The organism is Bradyrhizobium zhengyangense (genome assembly GCF_022012435.1).
In the GTDB taxonomy this organism is placed as follows: domain Bacteria; phylum Pseudomonadota; class Alphaproteobacteria; order Rhizobiales; family Xanthobacteraceae; genus Bradyrhizobium; species Bradyrhizobium zhengyangense.
The window spans coordinates 1,618,897-1,638,620 of the sequence record NZ_JAKLUA010000001.1 but is presented as its reverse complement, the minus strand read 5'-3'; the positions used below and the strand labels follow the sequence as shown (position 1 = coordinate 1,638,620).

Genomic DNA, 19,724 nt, shown 5'->3' with positions numbered 1-19,724 from the left:
GGAGACATCAAATGCCTCTCGCATCCTATCAGACATCGGTTCCGGTGGTCGTCGACGACGCCAAATGCATCGCGGACAAGGGCTGCACCGTCTGCGTCGACGTCTGCCCGCTCGACGTGCTGCGCATCAGCGACATGACCGGCAAGGCCTACATGGCCTATGACGAGTGCTGGTACTGCATGCCTTGCGAGGCCGATTGTCCGACGGGCGCCGTCACCGTCAACATTCCCTATCTGTTGAGGTGATCATGTCGAGCCCGTTCGAATCTTACGACGATCTCGAAGATGCCGACGAGCGGCTCCAGGCCGCCGATCCCGCTGAGCGCCGCGTCGCCATCATCGCGCTCGGCCATTCCGGCGATCCCGCAGCCGTTGCGCATCTCGCCAATATGGTGGCTGATCCCGACGCCGGCGTGCGCCAGCAGGTGGCGATGGCACTCGGGGAGTTCGATGGACCGGAAGCGGCAAGTGCGCTGGTGAAGCTGTTGGTCGATCCGGAAAGGATCGTCGCGGCGGCGGCCGCCGACAGCATGGCCGAGTTCAAGGATACCGCCTGCGCCAATGTCATCCTGCCGCTCGTCAAGCATGCCCACGCCTTCGTGCGCATGGGCGCATTGCGTGCGCTGAAGGAGTTGCGCTGCAAGGATACGCTCAAGCCCGCGCTGGAAGCGCTTCAGGACCCGGATGCTGCCGTTCGCGTGCAGGCGATCGGCGTGATCGGCTTTCTAAAGTTGGAAGAATCCATCCCCGCGCTGACGGCATTGATCAACGATACCGACGCGCATGTGCGCCGCGCTGCGGTGAGCGCGCTGGCGTTCTCGCAGATGAAGCCTGCTGCCGAGATGATCACTCGCGCACTGAAGGACTCGGACTGGATGGTGCGCGAGATGGCGGCCGAGACTTTGGGTCTCAACACCAATGGTTCGCTCGCAGCAGACCAGCTCGTTGGCGCGCTCGGCGACGAGTTCTGGCAGGTGCGGCTGAAGGCGATCCGCAGCCTCGGCAGGATGAAGGTCGAGCGCGCGGTGCGTCCGATCGGCAATTGCGTCAATCATGACCAGGCGAATTTGCGGAAAGAGGCGGCCGCCGCGCTCGGCGAGATCGCCCATCCCGACGGTGAGGCCTTTTTGGCCGTCATCGCCGACGATGCGGATCCTGATGTCCGCAAGAACGCACGCTGGGCACTGCAGCAGATCGCGGCCCGCAAGGCGCGCGCAGGCGCATAAAAGGCGAGGGCAGGGACATAGCGGCGGGGCACCTGCCGCTATGGACTTCCCCCGCCAGACGTTTATTTGTCTTCGCCAATGGGATCGGCCACTTGCGAAAGTGACCGATCCGAAAAACAGCGAGGACGCCGGCCATGACGAATTTGACGGTTAAAGACCTTCTCCCCGAGGATGGAACGAAGGGAACGCTGGTCGGCCGCGTCTGGCTGCCGCAGGCGAACGGTCCGGCCGTGGTCGCGGTGCGCGCTGACGGCGTCTTCGACGTCACCGCAAAATTTCCGACCGTCAGCGCCCTCTGCGAGGAGGACGATCCGGCCAAGGCGCTTGCCGCGACCAAGGGCGAGCGGATCGGCGATCTCGAAGCCATCGTCGCCAATACAGCGCCTGATGGACGCGATTCAAAGAAGCCCTGGCTGCTCGCGCCTGTCGATCTCCAGACCCTGAAGGCGGCCGGTGTCACCTTCGCGATCTCGATGTTGGAACGCGTGATCGAGGAGCGCGCCAAGGGCAACCCGGCCTCGGCCGAAGCCATTCGCAAGGAAGTGACGCGGCTGATCGGCGACGATCTATCGAAGCTCAAGCCTGGCTCTGACCAGGCGATGCATCTAAAGCAGGTGCTGATCGACCAGAACGCCTGGAGCCAATATCTCGAAGTCGGCATCGGCCCGGATGCCGAAGTCTTCACCAAGGCGCCGACCATGTCTTCCGTCGGCACCGGCATGGATGCCGGCCTGCATCCGAAGTCGACCTGGAACAATCCCGAGCCGGAGCTCGTGGTGTTCGTCTCGAGCCGCGGCAAGATTGTCGGTGGCGCGCTCGGCAACGACGTGAACCTGCGCGACTTTGAGGGCCGCTCGGCGCTGCTGCTATCGAAGGCCAAGGACAACAACGCCTCGTGCTCCATCGGTCCGCTGCTCCGTCTGTTCGACGACACCTTCACGCTCGATGACGCGCGCAAGCTCGACATCAGCCTGAACGTGACCGGCACGGACGGTTTCGTCCTCGATGGCCATTCCTCGATCAGCAAGATCAGTCGCGATCCGACCGATCTCGTCGCGCAGACCATCGGCAAGGTGCATCAATATCCCGATGGTTTCGTGCTGTTCCTCGGCACGATGTTCGCGCCGGTCAAGGATCGCGATGCGCCGGGGCAGGGGTTCACCCACAAGCGCGACGACATCGTTACCATTGCCGCTCCCCAACTCGGCAAGCTCGTCAACCGCATGCGGACCAGCGACGAGTGCGAGCCCTGGACCTTCGGCATCGGGGCGCTGATGAAGAACCTCGCGCAGCGGAAGCTGATCTAGCCTTTTCGCTTGCCTGCTGCCCGCGGCGACCGATCGCAGACGCGAATTTCCATGAAATCGTCATGCCGGGACGGGCCCGGCCATGACAACGCCGCCCTGTCAAAAGGATGTCGTCTTTAGATTGTATAACATAATATAATATCGCAGGACGTGTAGCTCTCTTGCATCCACATCATTCCTCCAAATAGTCAAATAATATGACTATACGGACGCCGGCTTCCGTGAAATAGTCCCTCCCGCCGCGCTAAAGGCCGGCCTGAGGGTGTCATGATACCGTGGACGCCCCTGATAACACTTGGGAGACACACGCCTCATGACCCTCAAAGCCCTTTTTGCGGCCAGCGCCACCGCCGCGTTGTTGCTTGCACTGCCGGCGAATGCCGCAGAACTGACCGTCGGCTTCTCGCAGATCGGATCTGAATCCGGCTGGCGCGCAGCCGAGACCTCGGTCTCCAAGCAGGAGGCCACCAAGCGCAAGGTCAATCTCAAGATTGCCGACGCGCAGCAGAAGCAGGAAAACCAGATCAAGGCGATCCGCTCGTTCATCGCGCAGAATGTCGATGCGATCTTCCTCGCCCCTGTCGTCTCGACCGGTTGGGACGCGGTGCTGAAGGAAGCCAAGGAAGCCAAGATTCCGGTCGTGCTGCTCGACCGCGACATCGATCCCTCGGGCAAGGACCTCTATCTCACCGCCGTCACCTCGGACAGCGTCCATGAAGGCGCGGTCGCTGGCGACTGGCTGGCCAAGACTGTCGGCGACAAGGCCTGTAACATCGTCGAATTGCAGGGCACGGTCGGCGCCAGCGTCGCCGCCAACCGCAAGAAGGGCTTTGACACCGCGATCGCCAAGCACGCCAATCTGAAGATTGTGCGTAGCCAGACCGGTGACTTCACCCGCGCCAAGGGCAAGGAAGTCATGGAGAGCTTCATCAAGGCCGAGGGCGGTGGCAAGAACATCTGCGCGGTCTACGCCCACAATGACGACATGATGGTCGGCGCGATCCAGGCGATGAAGGAAGCGGGCCTCAAGCCGGGCAAGGACATCCTCACGGTGTCGATCGACGCAGTGCCTGACATCTTCAAAGCGATGGTTGCCGGTGAGGCCAATGCCACCGTCGAGTTGACGCCGAACATGGCCGGCCCGGCCTTCGACGCCGTCGCGGCCTTCAAGGAGAAGGGCACGGTTCCGCCGAAGTGGATCCAGACCGAATCCAGGCTGCTTACCGCCACCGACAATCCCCAGAAGGAATACGACAGCAAGAAGGGCCTCGGTTACTGAGGCGGGCGTCTTGCCGGACCACACGTTGTGGTCCGGCAACCCCCTTCGCAACCGTCGCGCGAACGAATAGGCTGGGCGTCCGCAACATAAGCGGGCGCCGGTGGGAGTGACGTCGTTATGGAGAACAGCCTTGATCCTGCTCCGCCCCTCCTGGAGGTGCGCGGGATCAGCAAGAGCTTTGGTGCGGTGCGCGCGTTGCAGGAGGTCGACTTCACGCTTCGCGCCGGGGAGATTCATGCGCTGCTCGGTGAGAACGGCGCCGGCAAATCCACGCTGATCAAGGTCGTTACCGGCGTGTTCCCGCGCGATGCCGGTGTTGTCAGGCTGGGCGGCGACGAGGTTGCGCCGCGTTCGTCCAAGGCAGCACTCGAGGCCGGCATTGCCACCGTCTATCAGGAAGTCAATCTGTTGCCGAACCTGTCGGTGGCGCAGAACCTGTTTCTCGACCGCCAGCCGATGCGCTTCGGCATCGTGCGCGAAGGCGAGATGCGTCGCCGCGCCAAAGCGCTGCTGACCGAGTTCGGCCTCGACATCGATGTCGCAGCGCCGCTCGGCAATTATTCGGTGGCCATCCAACATGTCACCGCGATTGCGCGCGCCGTCGATCTTTCCGCACGCGTGCTGATTCTGGACGAGCCGACCGCGAGCCTCGACCGTCACGAGGTCGAGATCCTCTTCGGCATCATGCGCCAGCTTGCCAAGCGCGGCATCGGCATTGTCTTCGTCAGCCATTTCCTCGATCAGGTTTACGAGATCTCCGATCGGATCACGGTGCTGCGCAACGGCCGCCTGGTCGGCGAGCGCGAGACGGCCTCGCTGCCGCGGCTCGAGCTGATCCGGATGATGCTCGGGCGCGAGCTCGCCGAGACCACCGGCGCGCGGGCGACGGCGAGCGACCGTCCGCCACGCGAGGTCTGTGCGAGTTTCGAGAATTACGGCAAGGCCGGCTATGTCGCGCCGTTCAATCTCGAGCTGCGCCATGGCGAGGTCGTCGGCCTTGCCGGGCTGCTCGGATCGGGCCGCACCGAGACGGCGCGGCTGGTGTTCGGCGCCGAGCGCTCCGATGGCGGGCAGGCGAGGGTGGAGGGCGCCCCCGTGCGACTGCAGTCGCCGCGTGACGGCGTACGTCACGGCTTTGGCTATTGCCCGGAGGAGCGCAAGACCGACGGCATCGTCGCCGAGCTCACCGTGCGCGAGAACATCGTGCTCGCGCTTCAGGCCAAGCGCGGCCTGCATCGGCCGCTGTCGCGCCGTGAGCAGGACGAGATCGCGAAACGCTACGTCAAAATGCTCGACATCCGCCCGCCCGATCCCGAGCGCCCGGTGGGCCTGCTCTCCGGCGGCAATCAGCAAAAGGCGCTACTGGCGCGCTGGCTCGCGACTTCGCCGCGGCTCCTCGTGCTGGACGAACCTACGCGCGGCATCGATGTCGGCGCGCATGCCGAGATCATCCGCCTGATCCGCGAGCTCTGCGACGACGGGCTGGCGCTGCTCGTGATCTCCTCCGAGCTCGACGAGATCGTGACCTATTCCGATCGCGTAGTCGTGCTGCGCGATCGCGCCCATGTCGAGGAGCTCGCGGGCGAGACCATCGACGTCACCAATATCCTCGCGGCCATCGCCGCCGATGGCGCAGCGATGCAAGAGGCTCGGGCATGACGATGCTGTTGCCGCGTCGCGGCCTGGCCCAGATCCTCGCGCTGATCGTCATCCTCGCGGTCGACCGCGTGGTATCGCCGCAATTCTTCGACCTCCGTCTCCAGGACGGCCGCCTGTTCGGCAGCCTGATCGACGTGCTCAATCGCGGCACGCCGGTGGCGTTGCTCTCGCTCGGCATGGTGCTCGTGATCGCAACGCGTGGCATCGATCTCTCTGTCGGCGCGGTCATGGCCATCTGCGGAGCGATCGCCGCGAGCCTTGCCGACAGTCACAGCCTGCCGGTCGTGCTGGCGGCCGCGCTCGGCGCCGGCCTCGTCTGCGGATTGTGGAATGGTTTCCTTGTCGCCGTGCTCGGCATGCAGCCGATCGTGGCGACGCTGATCCTGATGGTGGCAGGGCGAGGGATTGCCCAGCTCATCACCGAGGGACGGATCGTGACCTTTACCTCACCGGACCTGGTCTGGCTCGGTAACGGCGCCATTCTCGGCGTCCCGGTCCCGATCGCGATTGCGCTCGGCATGCTGATCCTCACTGGCGCGGTGGTCCGCGGCTCGGCGCTCGGCCTCCTGATCGAGGCAACGGGCGGCAATGCGCGGGCGAGCGAGCTTGCCGGCGTTGGCACCCGTGCGATGATCTTGGCGGTCTATGTCTGGTGCGGCGTCTGCGCCGCGCTCGCGGGCGTGATCGCCGCGGCCGACATCATGGGGGCAGATGCGAACAATGCCGGCCTCTGGCTCGAGCTCGATGCGATTCTTGCGGTCGTGATCGGCGGCACCTCGCTGTTCGGCGGCCGCTTCAGCCTCGTTTTGGCCGTGTTGGGTGCGCTGATCATCCAGACCATGAATACCGGCATCTTGCTGTCGGGCTATCCGCCGGAGTTCAATTTGCTGGTCAAGGCCGTGGTGGTGCTCGCGGTGCTGCTGCTGCAATCGCCAAAGCTGCCCGGCTTTGCCGGCATCATGGCGCGGCTGCGGAGGACGAAACCATGAAAGGCCTCCCGCCCGTCCTGATCACGGCCATTGTGCTCGTCGTGGGCTTCGCGCTCTGCGCGGTGCAATTTCCCAACATTGCCTCCACGCGCGTGGTCGGCAATCTCCTCACCGACAATGCCTTCCTCGGCATCGTCGCGACCGGCATGACTTTCGTCATTATCTCCGGCGGCATCGATCTCTCGGTCGGCTCCGTGATCGGCTTCACCACTGTGTTCGTCGCGCTGGCGATCGAACGCTGGGGCGTGCCGCCGCTGGTCGCATTCGTCGCCATCCTCGTGCTCTCGGCGGCCTTCGGAGCGGCGATGGGAGCGGTCATCCACGTTTTCGACCTGCCGCCCTTCATCGTGACGTTGGCCGGCATGTTCTTGGCGCGGGGTGCCAGCTTCCTGCTCTCGACGGAATCGGTGCCGATCACCGCGCCTGTCTATTCGACCGTGTCAGACTTTGCGTTGCGGATGCCTGGGGGCGGACGGCTGAGCGCGATCGCGATCATCATGCTCGTGATTTTGATCGGCGGCATCCTGTTGCTGCGTCTCACCCGGTTCGGTGCCAATGTCTATGCACTCGGGGGCGGCCGGGCGACCGCGAGCCTGATGGGCGTTGCGGTCGGCAAGATGACGATAAAGATCTACATGCTCTCGAGCCTGCTCGCAGGCACTGCCGGCATCGTGTTCTCGTTCTACACCAGCGCTGGCTATTCGCTCTCCGCTGTCGGCGTGGAGCTCGACAGCATCGCTGCCGTGGTGATCGGCGGCACGCTGCTCACGGGCGGGCAGGGCTCGGTGATCGGTACCTTCCTCGGCGTGCTGATCCAGGGCATGATCCAGACCTACATCAATTTCGACGGCACGCTGTCGAGCTGGTGGACCAAGATCGCGACCGGCATTCTGCTGTTCGCCTTCATCGCTCTTCAACAGGGCCTTGTCGCGCTGGCGCGCCGGCCGACGGCAGCGCGCGCGGGAGTAGCCTCATGACCTCGCGCATCGTCGTCATCCCGACACGACGGGCCCATTCCAACCACGCGGAGGTGTCCCGCTCGATCGGCGTCGACATCATCGCCGGCCGATATGCGGAAGGGGTGCGGCTTCCGGGCGATGCCGAGCTGACGGCGATGTTCGGCGTGTCGCGGCCGGTGTTGCGCGAAAGCGTGAAGACGCTGGTCGCCAAGGGCCTGCTCACGACCAAGGCGCGGGTTGGCACCGTCGTGCGCGGGCGCGCCGCCTGGAACATGTTCGACGCCGATGTGCTGGCCTGGCATCTCGACGCCGGCATCGACCGGCGCTTTCTCAACGACCTCGCGGAGATACGTCTTGCGGTCGAACCGCGCGCGGCGGCGCTCGCGGCCAGGCGCCGTTCAGAAGAAGACATCGCCGAGCTTCAGCGCAGCATGGACCGCATGCGGCAGGAGACGTCCGAGTCCGTCGACTTTGCCGAAGCGGACCTCGCCTTGCACCTTGCGGTGGCGCGCGCATCCGGCAATCCGTTCATGCGCTCCATCGGTCACGTGATCGAGGCTGCCTTGCGTACGGCGTTCATGCTCAGTGCACCTGCGGGGACGGAAGACCGCGAGATTACCTTGCTCTGGCACCAGAAGATCGTCGATTCGATCGCAGAAGGTGACGCCGACGCGGCGGCCGAGGCCATGGCCTTCGTCATTCACAACGGCATGCGCCGGCATAAGGGCACGGCGGCCGAGACAGCACCGGCCGCGCCTGCAGAATCTGGAGAACATCCGTGACAGCTCTTCGTATTGCCATCGTCGGCTTCGGCAAGATCGCGCGCGACCAGCATGTCGGCGCGATCGCCGCGACGCCGGGCGCCGTGCTTGCCGCCGTGGCCAGTCGTAACGCCTCGCTGCCGGGTTTGCCGCATTTTGCGACCGTCGAGGAACTGCTGGAGAAGGGTCCGGAGATCGACGCGGTGTCGCTCTGCACACCGCCGCAGGTGCGCCGCGCCCAGGCTGCGGCGGCGCTCGCCGCCGGCAAGCATGTCATGCTGGAGAAGCCGCCCGGCATCGGCGTTGCCGAACTCGATCCGTTGGTCTCAATGGCGGCCGATGCAAAGCGGACCTTGTTTGCGACCTGGCATTCGCGCCACGCCCCGGCGGTCGAGCCCGCCCGCGAATGGCTGGCGACGCGCCGGATCAAGTCCGTTCACATCATCTGGAAGGAAGACGTCCGCGTTTGGCATCCCGGCCAGACCTGGATCTGGGAGCCAGGCGGGCTCGGCGTGTTCGATCCCGGCATCAATGCGCTCTCGATCCTGACCCGCATCCTGCCAAGGCCGGTATTCGTCACCGCGGCCGAGCTTGCCTTCCCGGCCAATTGCCAGTCACCGATTGCGGCGAACCTGACGCTGACCGACATCGGCGGTCTGCCTATCAGGGCCGAGTTCGATTTTCGTCAGACCGGGCCGCAGAGCTGGGATATCGTCGCGGAAACCGATCAGGGCCAGATGACTTTGTCCCGCGGTGGAAGGATCATGGCGGTGGACGGCAAGGTTGTTGCCGACGCGCCCGATGAGGAATATCGAGAGCTCTACCGTCACTTCGTCAAGCTCGCGGCATCAGGCGCGAGCGACGTCGACCTGGCACCGCTTCGCCTCGTCGCCGACTCTTTCCTGCTCGGCAAGCGTAGTATCGTCGAACCGTTTGTGGACTAGATATGGCTGGTGCGAAAATAGCGAAGGACGTGTTCGGAACACTGCCGGATGGACGCAGTGTCGAGCGTGTCGTGCTGCGTGGGGAGGGCGGGTTTGAGGTCCGCATCATCACCCATGGCGCCGTGATCCAGACGCTGATCGCACCGGATGCCAAAGGCGGCACCGACGACATCGTGCTCGGCCATGACACCTTTGCCGGCTATCTCGCCGAACGGAAGTTCTTTGGCGCCACCGTGGGCCGCTACGCCAACCGCATCGCCAACGGCCGGTTTTCGTTGGACGGCGAGGCCTTCCAGCTTCCCGTCAACAACGGCCCCAATGCGTTGCATGGCGGCCTCGATGGTTTCGACCGCAAGCTCTGGGACATTGCTGAGATCGACGACGGCGCCAGCCCTGCGGTCACGCTGACCTATACGAGTCCGCATGGCGAGGAGAAGTACCCCGGCAAACTCGATGTGCGCCTGACCTATCGCGTCACAGGCCCGACCGAGCTGTCGCTGATCATGGAGGCACGAACCGACCGGTCGACAATCGTGAACCTCACCAATCACAGCTTCTTCAATCTGGAAGGCGCGACCTCGGGTGCGTCCACTCTGGATCACAAGCTAACGGTCAATGCCGACCACTTCCTCGCTATCGATCCCACCGCCATCCCGCTGCCGGAGCCGCCGCGCAGCGTGGCCGGCACGCCCTTTGATTTCCGCGAGGCTCACGCCGTCGGTGCGCGCATCCGCGAAGGCGATCAGCAATTGCAGAACGGCAGGGGCTACGATCACACTTATTGCCTCGCGCGCGACGGCAAGCTCGCGCTTGCTGCCCGGCTGGAAGCGCCGCTTTCAGGACGGATCATGGAGCTGTTCACCGACCAGCCCGGCCTGCAAGTCTATTCCGGCAACTATCTCGACGGCACGATCTCGGGCAAGGGCGGCAAGCTGATCCGGCAATCGGACGCGTTGTGCCTGGAGCCGCATATGTGGCCCGACTCGCCGAACCGGCCGGATTTTCCGAGCCCGCGCCTCGATCCCGGCAGCGTCTATCGACATCACACCGTCTATCGCTTCGCGGTGGGGGCGCCATGATGGAAGAGGTGCCGACGACCGTTCTCTCCGGCGAGCAGTGTCATCTCGGTGAAGGCCCGACCTATGACGCGGCCACCGACACCGCCTGGTGGTTTGACATTCGCGAGGGGAAGCTCTTCGAGGCTCACCTCGGCAGCGGCGCGATCCGAATCCACGCGCTGGGCCGGATGGCGAGCGCGCTGGGGCGGATCGATGCCGAGCGCCAGCTCGTTGTCGCGGAGGATGGCTGTTACATCCGCACACTCGCCGATGGCGCCATGACGTTGTTCTGCCCGCTCGAACCGGACAATCCCGCGACACGCTCCAATGATTGCCGGGTGCATCAATCCGGCACGTTCTGGATCGGGACGATGGGACGCAATGCCGAACGAGGTCTGGGGGCGATCTATGCGCTCCACCGCGGCAAGATCTCGACGCTGTTTCCGGGCATCAGCATCCCGAACTCGATCTGCTTCTCGCCGGATGGCGCCATGGGATATTTCACCGACACCGCGCGCGCCGTGCTCTATGCGGTGCCGCTCAATCCCGACACGGGCTTGCCGCGCGGCGAGCCTGAGGTGTTGCTGCGCCACTCCGGCGTCGGCGGCCTTGACGGCTCGGTGTGCGATGCGGATGGACAGATCTGGAATGCCTGTTGGGGCGCCAGTCGCGTCGATGTCTATTCTCCGCAAGGCGAGCGCGTGCGCTCGCTGCATGTGCCGGCCAAGCAGGCAAGCTGCCCTGCTTTCGTCGGTCCTGATCTATCGCGCCTGCTGGTCACTTCGGCCTGGCAGGACATGGACGCAGAGGCGCGCGCCGCCGACCCACAGGCCGGCTGCACTTTTGTGTTACAAGCATCCGCGCGCGGTCGCGCGGAGCCCGACGTCAAGCTCGCATAGGAGACCCGAAACCGACCTTTACCGATGTACTGCACGACACTAACAAACAGTCTGACACCCAAAGGGAGTGAAGCATGTTGAAATTGAAGACGACATTTCTTGCGATAGCACTGGCCGGCGCCGCCACGATGGTTACAGGTCTCACCGCCTCCGCACAGGACAAGAAGACCGTTGGTATCGCCATGCCGACGAAATCCTCGGCGCGCTGGATTGCAGACGGCGACAACATGGTGAAGGTGCTGAAGGAGCGTGGCTACAACACCGACCTGCAATATGCCGAGGACGATATTCCGAACCAGCTCTCGCAGGTCGAGAACATGGTGACGAAGGGAGCTAACGCGCTGGTGATCGCCGCGATCGACGGCACCACGCTGTCCGACGTGCTCAAGCAGGCCAAGGCGAAAGGCATCACCGTGATCGCCTATGACCGCCTGATCCGCGGTACGCCGAACGTTGACTATTACGCGACTTTCGACAATTTCCAGGTCGGCGTGCTCCAGGCGCAATCGATCGAGAAGGGGCTTGGCCTGAAGGAAGGCAAGGGTCCGTTCAACATCGAGCTATTCGGCGGCTCGCCCGACGACAACAACGCCTTCTTCTTCTACAACGGCGCGATGAGCGTGCTGAAGCCGTATATCGACAGCGGCAAGCTGGTCGTCGCCTCCGGTCAAATGGGCATGGACAAGGTTGCAACCCTGCGCTGGGACGGTGCCACCGCCCAGGCCCGCATGGACAATCTGCTCAGCGCCTACTACGGCAACAAGAAGGTCAATGCGGTGCTGTCGCCCTATGACGGCATCTCCATCGGTATCATCTCCTCGCTGAAGGGCGTAGGCTATGGTAGCGCCGACCAGCCGATGCCGATCATCTCGGGACAGGACGCCGAAGTGCCGTCGATCAAGGCGATGCTGCGGGGCGACCAGTATTCGACCATCTTCAAGGACACCCGCGATCTCGCCAAGGTGACCGCCGACATGGTCGATGCCGCGCTGGCCGGCAAGCAGGTCACGGTCAACGACACCAAGACCTACGAGAACGGCGCCAAGACCGTACCCTCCTATCTGCTGAAGCCGGTCGTGGTGTATAAGGACAATTGGGAGAAGACCCTGATTGACAGCGGCTACTACAAGAAGTCGCAGTTCCAGTAAGACTCTCAAGTTTCCCTCTCCCCGTTCGCGGGGGGAGGGACGTAACGGATGGGACGCAATGCGATGACCGCCATGCTGGAAATGCGCAACGTCAGCAAGAGCTTTGCCGGTGTGCAGGCGCTGCGTGACGTCAATTTCTCGGTCGAAGCCGGGCAGATCCATGCCCTCGTCGGCGAGAATGGCGCCGGCAAATCAACCTTGATGAAGGTGCTGAGCGGGGTTTATCCGGCGGGCAGCTACGAAGGCACCATTGTCTTCGAGGGCGAGGAGCGCCGGTTCCGCGACATCAACGATTCCGAGGCGCTCGGGATCATCATCATCCATCAGGAATTGGCGCTGATTCCGCTGATGTCGATCGCGGAGAATATTTTTCTCTCGCATCCGCCGTCAAAATTCGGCGTGATCGATCGCGACGAGGTCTACCGGCGCACGCGCGAGCTGCTCGCGCAGGTCGGCCTGAAGGAATCGCCGGATACGCTGATCACCGATCTCGGCGTCGGCAAGCAGCAGCTGGTCGAGATTGCCAAGGCGTTGTCCAAGCGCGTCAGGATGCTGATCCTGGACGAGCCGACCGCGAGCCTGAACGAAGCCGATAGCGCGGCACTGCTCGAGCGCCTGATGAAGTTCCGCGATCAGGGCATCGGCTCTATCCTGATCTCGCACAAGCTCAATGAGGTCGCTCGCGTCGCCGACCACATCACCGTGCTGCGCGACGGACGCACCGTCGACGGTATCGACTGCCGCGCCGAGCCGATCCAGGAAGACCGCATCATCCGCAGCATGGTCAACCGTGACCTTGCCCATCGTTTCCCCGAGCGCAGCGCCAAGATCGGCGAGCCCGTGCTCCAGGTTTCGAACTGGTCAGTCTATCACCCCATCCATCCGGAACGGCAGGTGATCAAGAACGTCAACTTCGGCGTCAAGCGCGGCGAGGTCGTCGGCATCGCCGGGCTGATGGGGGCCGGTCGCACCGAGTTCGCCATGAGCCTGTTCGGTCGCTCCTGGGGTACCAATATCAGCGGCCGCATTGCCCTTGAGGGTCATGAGATCGTGCTGCCGAGCGTCGCCGCCGCGATCGACGCCGGCCTTGCCTATGTCACCGAGGACCGCAAGCAGCTCGGCCTGATCCTGGCCGACGACGTCCGCAAGAACATTACACTGGCAAGCCTGGACCAGGTCGCGCCCGGGCGGGTGATCGACGACATCGCCGAGCTGAAGGTCGCCAGCGACTACCGCAACCGGATGCGGATTCGCTGCTCCGACGTCTACCAGGAGACCGGCCAGCTTTCCGGCGGGAACCAGCAGAAGGTCGTCCTGTCGAAATGGCTGATGACCGACCCAAAGGTGCTAATCCTGGACGAGCCGACAAGGGGCATCGACGTCGGTGCCAAATACGAGATTTACTGTATTATCAACGAACTGGCGGAGGCCGGCCGCGGCGTCGTGGTGATCTCTTCGGAGATGCCCGAGCTACTCGGCATCTGCGACCGTATCTGCGTCATGAACGACGGCGCCTTCGTCGGCGAGTTCCCGGGCGCTGAGGCGACACAAGAAAGCATCATGCGCGCTATCATGCGCAACGAACGAAGCAACGGAAACGGCGCGGCCAAGGCCGCTGAGATGGGAGGATCGCAGCTATGACCGACAAGACGGTGTCGCTGCCTGAGGAGCGCCGGCACGGCAGCTTCATCAAAAACAATTTGCGCAACTACGGCATGCTGATGTCGCTGATTGCGATCATGCTGTTCTTCCAGGTCATGACCAGCGGCACGCTGTTGCAGCCGTTGAACCTGACGAACCTGGTGCTCCAGAACAGCTACATCGTCATCATGGCGTTGGGCATGCTGCTGGTGATCGTCACCGGCCATATCGACCTCTCGGTCGGATCGGTCGCGGGCTTCGTCGGTGCGGTCGCCGCTCTTCTGATGGTGACATACAAGGTCGACTACACGCTCGCCTTCCTTATCTGTCTCGCGGTCGGGGCGGCTATCGGCGCGGCGCAGGGCTATTGGGTCGCCTATTTCAAGATCCCATCCTTCATCGTGACCCTGGCGGGCATGCTGGTGTTCAAGGGCCTCGCGCTTGCCGTGTTGCAGGGCCAGTCGCTCGGGCCGTTCCCGTCGACCTTCCAAAAGCTGTCGTCGGGCTTCATTCCGGAGGTGCTGCCGGAGGCCGGCACGCTGCATCCCACCTCGATGCTGATCGGTGCGGTGCTGGCACTCGGTCTGGTCTACGCCAGCGCCAAGAGCCGCGCGCGCGAGGTGTCGCATGGCATCGAGGTTGAGCCCTACGCGTTCTTCCTCGGCAAGAGTGTCGTGCTCGCCTGTGCCGTGCTTTATTTCACCTATTTGATCGCGACCTATCGCGGCCTGCCCAACGTGCTCGTGATCATGAGCGTCCTGATCGCGCTCTATGGTTTCGTCACCCGCCGTACCGTGATTGGCCGCCAGATCTATGCCGTGGGTGGCAATGCGAAGGCGGCAGGCCTGTCGGGCATCAAGACCGAGCGGCTGACGTTCTTCACCTTCGTCAACATGGGCGTGCTCGCCGCGCTCGCCGGTCTCGTCTTCGCTGCGCGCCTCAACACCGCGACCCCGAAGGCCGGCCTCGGCTTCGAGCTCGACGTCATCGCCGCTTGCTTCATCGGTGGCGCTTCGGCCTATGGCGGCGTCGGCCGTGTCGGCGGTGCCGTGGTCGGCGCCATGATCATGGGCGTGATGAACAATGGCATGTCCATCCTCGGCATCGGCATCGACTACCAGCAGGTCATCAAGGGCCTGGTGCTGCTCGGAGCCGTGTGCATCGACGTCTATAACCAGCGGCGGTAGGCGCAAAATCACCTCGCGGGGGGAGGCTCCGGCGCCGCTACAATTTTCGTCAATTTCGATCACGGCGTCGCGATTAGAACCAGTGCCTCGCGATGACCATGATTTGGAGTCTAAATCCGGGGGGTGCCGAGCAGGGCACGGGCAGGGCAGCACCAGTGGCGGCTCATATCCACGAGATGACAGACGATGAATTTGAGGGGCGGCTTCGCATCCTCTTGCGCATCGTTTCCGTCTGCACCTTAGGGCTCTGCTCCTTCGCTGCAGGTTTGTTGATCGGCGCCTTTGTTCTGTTTTGAGCGAGGCGATTCACGCCAGAGCCATTAACACGATGACGCATGCCTTCTCTGGTGGCGGAACAGGGAAGATCGATGTCTCGCTCCGCGCAGCAGGCCATGGACATATCGAGCTGCTGTTCGCCGACGACGGTTGTGGCATGGCGCCCGACGTGGACCGGCGGGCCTTCGATCCCTTCTTTACCACGCGCCGGCATGACGGCGCGAGTGGCCTTGGCCTGCACATCGTGCACAGCATCGTCGTGGATCGATTGGGCGGACAGCTCCGACTCGAAAGCAAGCCCGGTGAAGGCTCGCGGTTTCAGTTAGTCCTGCCGAAACGGCGCCCGATCGGCGATCCCGGGCGAGCTGATCGCGCCCCCCGATCCGCGGCGTCCGGATTATTGTGTCGTGAACAGCACTGTCGCGATCGCGACGGAAAGGCTCACCGCCGATATGGTCGCAACGGTCGATAGCACCCCCATGCGCCGCAGCGCGATGGCAAAGACGATGATGATCGGCGTCGCGGTCACCAGTCCGAGTTGTGCTTCACTCATGTCATCATCAGCCGTTGTTCGGAGCCGTCATATCGATTCACGATATTATGGAGGGACCCGCGCAACGTTGCGGTAGCGCAAACGCGGCTCCGGCTGGTTGCACTGTTTGTGCGGCGACAAAGTCGGACCCGCGCCGGTGAGATATCGATTCGGCGTCTTGATGCGGAAATCAGATGTCGACGACGGATTGCGAGCAAGGAGAGACCGGCTGGGGCATCCTGGAAGGTCTTCCCGGGGATCCCATGATTTGGGTGTTGATCTTCAGCGAGCTCGCCGCCTTCGGCTTGTTTCTCGGCGCCTTCGTGGTCGCCCGGGCGATCCATCCCGCGATGTTTGCGGCGGGGCAGGCCACTCTTGATTCCCATCTCGCCGGGCTCAATACGCTGGTTCTGGTGACCAGCGGCTGGGCCGCAGCGCGTGCCACGGCCGCCGCGCGCGCTTCCCGCAGGCAGGCTGCGCGCGGTTGGCTGTTCGCAGCCATGGCGCTTGGCGCTTTCTTCATCGCGACCAAGCTGTTCGAATATGCCGGCGAGATCGTGCTCGGAAATGGTCTGGAGACCAGCCCGTTCTTCACGCTGTATTTTCTCCTGACCGGCTTCCATCTCATGCATGTCTGCCTCGGCATCGTGATTCTGGCCTTGGTTTCCCGGAGCGCCAGCGTGACCGGCGTAGAGACGGGAGCCGCCTTCTGGCACATGGTCGATCTGCTGTGGATCGTCATGTTCCCGATCATCTATCTGGTGCAGCAGTGATTCCGGATCGCATCGACATCGCCTGGATTGTGCTGCTCGGCCTCGCGCTTGCAACCCTTCTGGTTCCGCCGCTCGTCGCACGCCCGCTGCTCGGCAATGCCCTTCTGCTGATCTTCGCTGCGCTCAAGGGACGCCGTATCGTGCTCGACTTCTTCGATCTTCGAGCTGCGCCGGCGCTCTGGCGCGGTCTCGTCAGCGCCTGGGTCCTCATCGTCGTGCTGTTCGCCTGGCTCGCATCCGCGATCGTCGCCCTGGTTTGACCGCGATGCCGCGCATCGACGCGCTACTTGCTCTTCGTCAAAGAGCGATCGGTGGCAATTGGCAATAAATCACACGATCGCATTTCTTCAGGACTCAAACGGAAAGGATTGGCAATGGCTGAACGCCTGACCAAGTCGGCCGCTCGAAACGTCTTTTACGGCGGCTCGGCCTTTTTCTTCGCCATCTTCATCGGACTGACGGCGCACAGCCATTACTACATGACCACGACCTCTACGGACGCGACGACGCTGACGGCGTCGGTCGCCCGCGGCAAGCACGTCTGGGAGCGCAATTCCTGCATCAACTGCCACACGCTGCTGGGCGAGGGTGCCTATTTCGCTCCTGAAGTCGGCAACGTCTGGGATCGTTGGGGCGGCAAGGAGGATCCGGCCGCCGCCCGCGAGACGCTGAAGGCCTGGATGCAGTCGCAGCCCTCGGGCGCGCCGGGGCGGCGGCAAATGCCGCAGTTCAATCTCACCGACCAGGAGCTCAACGATCTCGCCGACTTCCTGCAATGGACCTCGACGATCAAGCGTCAGAGCTGGCCGCCGAACCAGGCCGGCTGAGCGCGCTGCTTCTTCTTTCAAGACAGAGAGAACCCGAGATGAAATATCAGACCCAGAAAGTCGCGATGCTGTATTTCTACGGCGCGCTGACCCTGTTCATGGCCCAGGTGCTGTTCGGCCTGCTCGCCGGGACGATCTATGTCCTGCCCAATACGCTGTCGGTGCTGCTGCCGTTCAACATCGTCAGGATGATCCACACCAACGCGCTGATCGTGTGGTCGTTGATCGGCTTCATGGGCGCGACCTACTATCTGCTGCCGGAGGAGACCGAGACCGAGCTGTACAGCCCGCTGCTGGCGAAGATCCAGTTCTGGATGTTCTTCGGCGCCGCAGGCGTGGCGGTTGTCGGTTATCTCTTCCACTATCATGAGGGCCGCGAATTCCTCGAACAGCCCTTCATCATCAAGGTCGGCATCGTCGTGGTCTGCCTGATGTTCCTGTTCAACGTGACCATGACGGCGCTCAAGGGCCGCAAGACCACGGTGACCAACATCCTGCTGTTCGGCCTGTGGGGGGTCGCGATCTTCTTCCTGTTCGCCTTCTACAACCCGGCCAATCTCGCGGTCGACAAGATGTACTGGTGGTACGTCGTCCATCTCTGGGTGGAGGGCGTCTGGGAGTTGATCATGGCCTCCGTCCTCGCTTATCTGATGATCAAGCTGAACGGCATCGATCGCGAGGTCGTGGAGAAGTGGCTCTATGTCATCATCGGCCTTGCGCTGTTCTCCGGCATCCTTGGCACCGGCCACCACTTCTATTGGATCGGCGCCCCTGGCTACTGGCAGTGGATCGGCTCGCTGTTCTCGACGCTCGAGGTCGCACCGTTCTTCACCATGGTGATCTTCACGGTGCAGATGACCTGGAAGGCCGGCCGCAAGCATCCGAACCGCGCTGCGCTGTTGTGGTCGGTCGGCTGTTCGGTGATGGCGTTCCTGGGCGCAGGCGTCTGGGGCTTCCTGCACACGCTGTCCTCGGTGAACTACTACACCCATGGTACGCAGGTGACCGCTGCGCACGGCCATCTCGCCTTCTTCGGCGCCTATGTGATGCTGAACCTGTCGGTGATGGCCTACGCGATCCCGCAGATCAAGGGACGTGCGCCCTATAACCAGTGGCTGTCCATGACGAGCTTCTGGATCATGTGCACGGCCATGATGGTGATGACCTTTGCGCTGACCTTCGCCGGCGTGGTCCAGGTTCATCTGCAGCGGGTGCTCGGCCAGAGCTACATGGACGTGCAGGACCAGCTCGCGATGTTCTACTGGGTCCGGCTCGGCTCCGGTGTGTTCGTCGCCATCTCCGCGCTGATGTTCGTCTGGGCGGTGCTGGTGCCCGGTCGCGAGAAGCGGGCGGTCATTCCGGCTGCGCTGCAACCGGCTGAATAAACGAGAAACGGCGGCCGCAGTTCGCCGCGGCCGCCCACTTCCTGGAAAGCCCGGAGAGACGTCATGAAACCTGCCCTTCACACCGTAAGCTCGGTCCCCGTGCTCCCGGCCTATGTCGCCAGCGGCAACGAATGTGCATTGTTCGAGCATGCCTGGCGAAATCAGCTTCCGGTACTGTTGAAGGGGCCGACCGGCTGCGGCAAGACGCGCTTCGTCGCGCACATGGCAGCGCGCCTCGGGCTGCCGCTGCACACCGTCGCCTGCCACGACGATCTCACCGCTGCCGATCTCACCGGGCGCTATCTGCTGAAGGGCGGCGACACCGTGTGGACCGACGGTCCGCTGACGCGCGCGGTGCGCGAGGGCGGCATCTGCTATCTCGACGAAGTCGTTGAAGCGCGCAAGGATGTCACCGTGGTGCTGCATCCGCTGACTGACGACCGGCGCATCCTGCCGCTGGAGCGCACCGGCGAGGAGCTTGCGGCCTCCAAAAGCTTCATGCTCGTGGTCTCCTACAATCCCGGCTATCAGACCTTGCTCAAGGCGCTGAAGCCGTCGACGCGGCAGCGCTTCGTCGCCATCGAGTTCGGCTTCCTGCCGGCCGAGCAGGAGATTGCCGTGGTCTCCGCCGAGAGCGGGCTGCCGCTGGATCGCATACGGCCATTGGTCACGCTGGCCGGGCGGCTGCGTGCGCTCAAGGGCCATGATCTGGAAGAGGGCGTCTCGACCCGGCTCGTTATCTATTGCGCGACCCTGATCGCCGCAGGCACGCCGGTCGCCGACGCGGTCCTTGCCGGCATGATCGAGCCTTTGACCGATGACGCCGACGTCAAGGCGGCACTGCTGGACGTCGCGCGTGCCGTGATCGGGTGACT

General features: G+C 63.5%; 21 protein-coding genes. 20 read left to right on the top strand and 1 reads right to left on the bottom strand.

The features are described from left to right. Nucleotides 1–11: 11 nt before the first annotated feature. From L6637_RS07780 to L6637_RS07710, 15 genes are all read left to right on the top strand, one after another. Nucleotides 12–245, top strand: a complete 234-nt coding sequence (locus tag L6637_RS07780; RefSeq protein WP_008141081.1) for a 4Fe-4S dicluster domain-containing protein — start codon at nucleotides 12–14, stop codon at nucleotides 243–245. Between the two features lie 2 nt (nucleotides 246–247). Continuing rightward, nucleotides 248–1,225: a HEAT repeat domain-containing protein gene (locus L6637_RS07775; RefSeq protein ID WP_237869853.1), complete on the top strand. Its 978-nt coding sequence runs from the start codon at nucleotides 248–250 to the stop codon at nucleotides 1,223–1,225. 134 nt (nucleotides 1,226–1,359) lie between these two features. Next, nucleotides 1,360–2,532 (top strand): fumarylacetoacetate hydrolase family protein, encoded by a 1,173-nt coding sequence (locus L6637_RS07770; protein ID WP_237869851.1) that lies wholly within the window; start codon nucleotides 1,360–1,362, stop codon nucleotides 2,530–2,532. A 313-nt stretch (nucleotides 2,533–2,845) separates the two neighbouring features. Beyond that, entirely contained in the window at nucleotides 2,846–3,811 is a 966-nt protein-coding gene (gene ytfQ / locus L6637_RS07765; RefSeq protein WP_237859186.1) for a galactofuranose ABC transporter, galactofuranose-binding protein YtfQ, read from the top strand. Nucleotides 3,812–3,928: 117 nt separating this feature from the next. Beyond that, nucleotides 3,929–5,470, top strand: a complete 1,542-nt coding sequence (locus L6637_RS07760; protein WP_237859184.1) for a sugar ABC transporter ATP-binding protein — start codon at nucleotides 3,929–3,931, stop codon at nucleotides 5,468–5,470. Then, entirely contained in the window at nucleotides 5,467–6,459 is a 993-nt protein-coding gene (locus L6637_RS07755; protein WP_237859183.1) for an ABC transporter permease, read from the top strand. Before L6637_RS07760 ends, L6637_RS07755 begins: the two co-directional genes overlap by 4 nt. Further along, the gene (gene yjfF / locus L6637_RS07750) at nucleotides 6,456–7,436 is read left to right on the top strand and encodes a galactofuranose ABC transporter, permease protein YjfF (protein WP_237859182.1); all 981 of its coding nucleotides are present in this window, start codon (nucleotides 6,456–6,458) and stop codon (nucleotides 7,434–7,436) included. Before L6637_RS07755 ends, yjfF begins: the two co-directional genes overlap by 4 nt. Then, entirely contained in the window at nucleotides 7,433–8,200 is a 768-nt protein-coding gene (locus L6637_RS07745; protein ID WP_237859181.1) for a FadR/GntR family transcriptional regulator, read from the top strand. Before yjfF ends, L6637_RS07745 begins: the two co-directional genes overlap by 4 nt. Next, nucleotides 8,197–9,123 carry a Gfo/Idh/MocA family protein gene (locus tag L6637_RS07740; protein ID WP_237859180.1) on the top strand — a complete coding sequence of 309 codons (927 nt, stop codon included), beginning with the start codon at nucleotides 8,197–8,199 and terminating at the stop codon, nucleotides 9,121–9,123. The genes L6637_RS07745 and L6637_RS07740 overlap by 4 nt, the downstream gene beginning before the upstream one ends. 2 nt (nucleotides 9,124–9,125) lie before the next feature. Beyond that, on the top strand, nucleotides 9,126–10,202 hold the full coding sequence (locus L6637_RS07735) for an aldose epimerase family protein (RefSeq protein WP_237869849.1): 1,077 nt from the start codon (nucleotides 9,126–9,128) through the stop codon (nucleotides 10,200–10,202). Beyond that, nucleotides 10,202–11,080: an SMP-30/gluconolactonase/LRE family protein gene (locus tag L6637_RS07730; protein WP_237859458.1), complete on the top strand. Its 879-nt coding sequence runs from the start codon at nucleotides 10,202–10,204 to the stop codon at nucleotides 11,078–11,080. The genes L6637_RS07735 and L6637_RS07730 overlap by 1 nt, the downstream gene beginning before the upstream one ends. 74 nt (nucleotides 11,081–11,154) lie before the next feature. Continuing rightward, nucleotides 11,155–12,228, top strand: a complete 1,074-nt coding sequence (gene chvE, locus L6637_RS07725) for a multiple monosaccharide ABC transporter substrate-binding protein (RefSeq protein ID WP_271605027.1) — start codon at nucleotides 11,155–11,157, stop codon at nucleotides 12,226–12,228. Nucleotides 12,229–12,291: 63 nt separating this feature from the next. Beyond that, complete coding sequence (mmsA, locus tag L6637_RS07720) at nucleotides 12,292–13,869, top strand: multiple monosaccharide ABC transporter ATP-binding protein (RefSeq protein WP_237859455.1); 1,578 nt, start codon at nucleotides 12,292–12,294, stop codon at nucleotides 13,867–13,869. Further along, nucleotides 13,866–15,056, top strand: a complete 1,191-nt coding sequence (mmsB, locus tag L6637_RS07715; RefSeq protein ID WP_237859178.1) for a multiple monosaccharide ABC transporter permease — start codon at nucleotides 13,866–13,868, stop codon at nucleotides 15,054–15,056. Before mmsA ends, mmsB begins: the two co-directional genes overlap by 4 nt. Nucleotides 15,057–15,384: 328 nt before the next feature. Continuing rightward, complete coding sequence (locus L6637_RS07710; RefSeq protein WP_237869847.1) at nucleotides 15,385–15,804, top strand: sensor histidine kinase; 420 nt, start codon at nucleotides 15,385–15,387, stop codon at nucleotides 15,802–15,804. On the opposite strand, the gene L6637_RS07705 is transcribed toward L6637_RS07710, so the two are convergent. Continuing rightward, nucleotides 15,730–15,885: a hypothetical protein gene (locus L6637_RS07705; protein WP_237859173.1), complete on the bottom strand. Its 156-nt coding sequence runs from the start codon at nucleotides 15,883–15,885 to the stop codon at nucleotides 15,730–15,732. The two genes, L6637_RS07710 and L6637_RS07705, sit on opposite strands and share 75 nt — an antisense overlap. Nucleotides 15,886–16,058: 173 nt before the next feature. Here L6637_RS07705 and L6637_RS07700 point away from each other — a divergent pair, with 173 nt between their 5' ends. From L6637_RS07700 to L6637_RS07680, 5 genes are all read left to right on the top strand, one after another. Beyond that, the gene (locus tag L6637_RS07700; RefSeq protein WP_237869845.1) at nucleotides 16,059–16,637 is read left to right on the top strand and encodes a cytochrome c oxidase subunit 3 family protein; all 579 of its coding nucleotides are present in this window, start codon (nucleotides 16,059–16,061) and stop codon (nucleotides 16,635–16,637) included. Next, nucleotides 16,637–16,897: a cytochrome C oxidase subunit IV family protein gene (locus tag L6637_RS07695; RefSeq protein WP_237859452.1), complete on the top strand. Its 261-nt coding sequence runs from the start codon at nucleotides 16,637–16,639 to the stop codon at nucleotides 16,895–16,897. Before L6637_RS07700 ends, L6637_RS07695 begins: the two co-directional genes overlap by 1 nt. 114 nt (nucleotides 16,898–17,011) lie before the next feature. Next, nucleotides 17,012–17,464, top strand: coding sequence for a c-type cytochrome (locus L6637_RS07690; protein WP_237869843.1), 453 nt, complete (start codon nucleotides 17,012–17,014; stop codon nucleotides 17,462–17,464). 38 nt (nucleotides 17,465–17,502) lie between these two features. Then, nucleotides 17,503–18,849: a cbb3-type cytochrome c oxidase subunit I gene (locus L6637_RS07685; protein WP_237859169.1), complete on the top strand. Its 1,347-nt coding sequence runs from the start codon at nucleotides 17,503–17,505 to the stop codon at nucleotides 18,847–18,849. A 63-nt stretch (nucleotides 18,850–18,912) separates the two neighbouring features. Beyond that, complete coding sequence (locus L6637_RS07680) at nucleotides 18,913–19,722, top strand: CbbQ/NirQ/NorQ/GpvN family protein (protein ID WP_237859168.1); 810 nt, start codon at nucleotides 18,913–18,915, stop codon at nucleotides 19,720–19,722. Nucleotides 19,723–19,724 lie beyond the last annotated feature (2 nt).

Coding starts and splice junctions, on each gene's coding strand:
- L6637_RS07710 (WP_237869847.1), top strand. CDS start 15,385: ATGACGCATGCCTTCTCTGGTGGCGGAACAGGGAAGATCGATGTCTCG.
- L6637_RS07690 (WP_237869843.1), top strand. CDS start 17,012: ATGGCTGAACGCCTGACCAAGTCGGCCGCTCGAAACGTCTTTTACGGC.
- ytfQ (WP_237859186.1), top strand. CDS start 2,846: ATGACCCTCAAAGCCCTTTTTGCGGCCAGCGCCACCGCCGCGTTGTTG.
- L6637_RS07730 (WP_237859458.1), top strand. CDS start 10,202: ATGGAAGAGGTGCCGACGACCGTTCTCTCCGGCGAGCAGTGTCATCTC.
- L6637_RS07770 (WP_237869851.1), top strand. CDS start 1,360: ATGACGAATTTGACGGTTAAAGACCTTCTCCCCGAGGATGGAACGAAG.
- L6637_RS07685 (WP_237859169.1), top strand. CDS start 17,503: ATGAAATATCAGACCCAGAAAGTCGCGATGCTGTATTTCTACGGCGCG.
- L6637_RS07705 (WP_237859173.1), bottom strand. CDS start 15,885: ATGAGTGAAGCACAACTCGGACTGGTGACCGCGACGCCGATCATCATC.
- chvE (WP_271605027.1), top strand. CDS start 11,155: ATGTTGAAATTGAAGACGACATTTCTTGCGATAGCACTGGCCGGCGCC.
- L6637_RS07775 (WP_237869853.1), top strand. CDS start 248: ATGTCGAGCCCGTTCGAATCTTACGACGATCTCGAAGATGCCGACGAG.
- mmsA (WP_237859455.1), top strand. CDS start 12,292: ATGACCGCCATGCTGGAAATGCGCAACGTCAGCAAGAGCTTTGCCGGT.
- L6637_RS07760 (WP_237859184.1), top strand. CDS start 3,929: ATGGAGAACAGCCTTGATCCTGCTCCGCCCCTCCTGGAGGTGCGCGGG.
- L6637_RS07755 (WP_237859183.1), top strand. CDS start 5,467: ATGACGATGCTGTTGCCGCGTCGCGGCCTGGCCCAGATCCTCGCGCTG.
- L6637_RS07745 (WP_237859181.1), top strand. CDS start 7,433: ATGACCTCGCGCATCGTCGTCATCCCGACACGACGGGCCCATTCCAAC.
- mmsB (WP_237859178.1), top strand. CDS start 13,866: ATGACCGACAAGACGGTGTCGCTGCCTGAGGAGCGCCGGCACGGCAGC.
- L6637_RS07735 (WP_237869849.1), top strand. CDS start 9,126: ATGGCTGGTGCGAAAATAGCGAAGGACGTGTTCGGAACACTGCCGGAT.
- yjfF (WP_237859182.1), top strand. CDS start 6,456: ATGAAAGGCCTCCCGCCCGTCCTGATCACGGCCATTGTGCTCGTCGTG.
- L6637_RS07700 (WP_237869845.1), top strand. CDS start 16,059: ATGTCGACGACGGATTGCGAGCAAGGAGAGACCGGCTGGGGCATCCTG.
- L6637_RS07780 (WP_008141081.1), top strand. CDS start 12: ATGCCTCTCGCATCCTATCAGACATCGGTTCCGGTGGTCGTCGACGAC.
- L6637_RS07680 (WP_237859168.1), top strand. CDS start 18,913: ATGAAACCTGCCCTTCACACCGTAAGCTCGGTCCCCGTGCTCCCGGCC.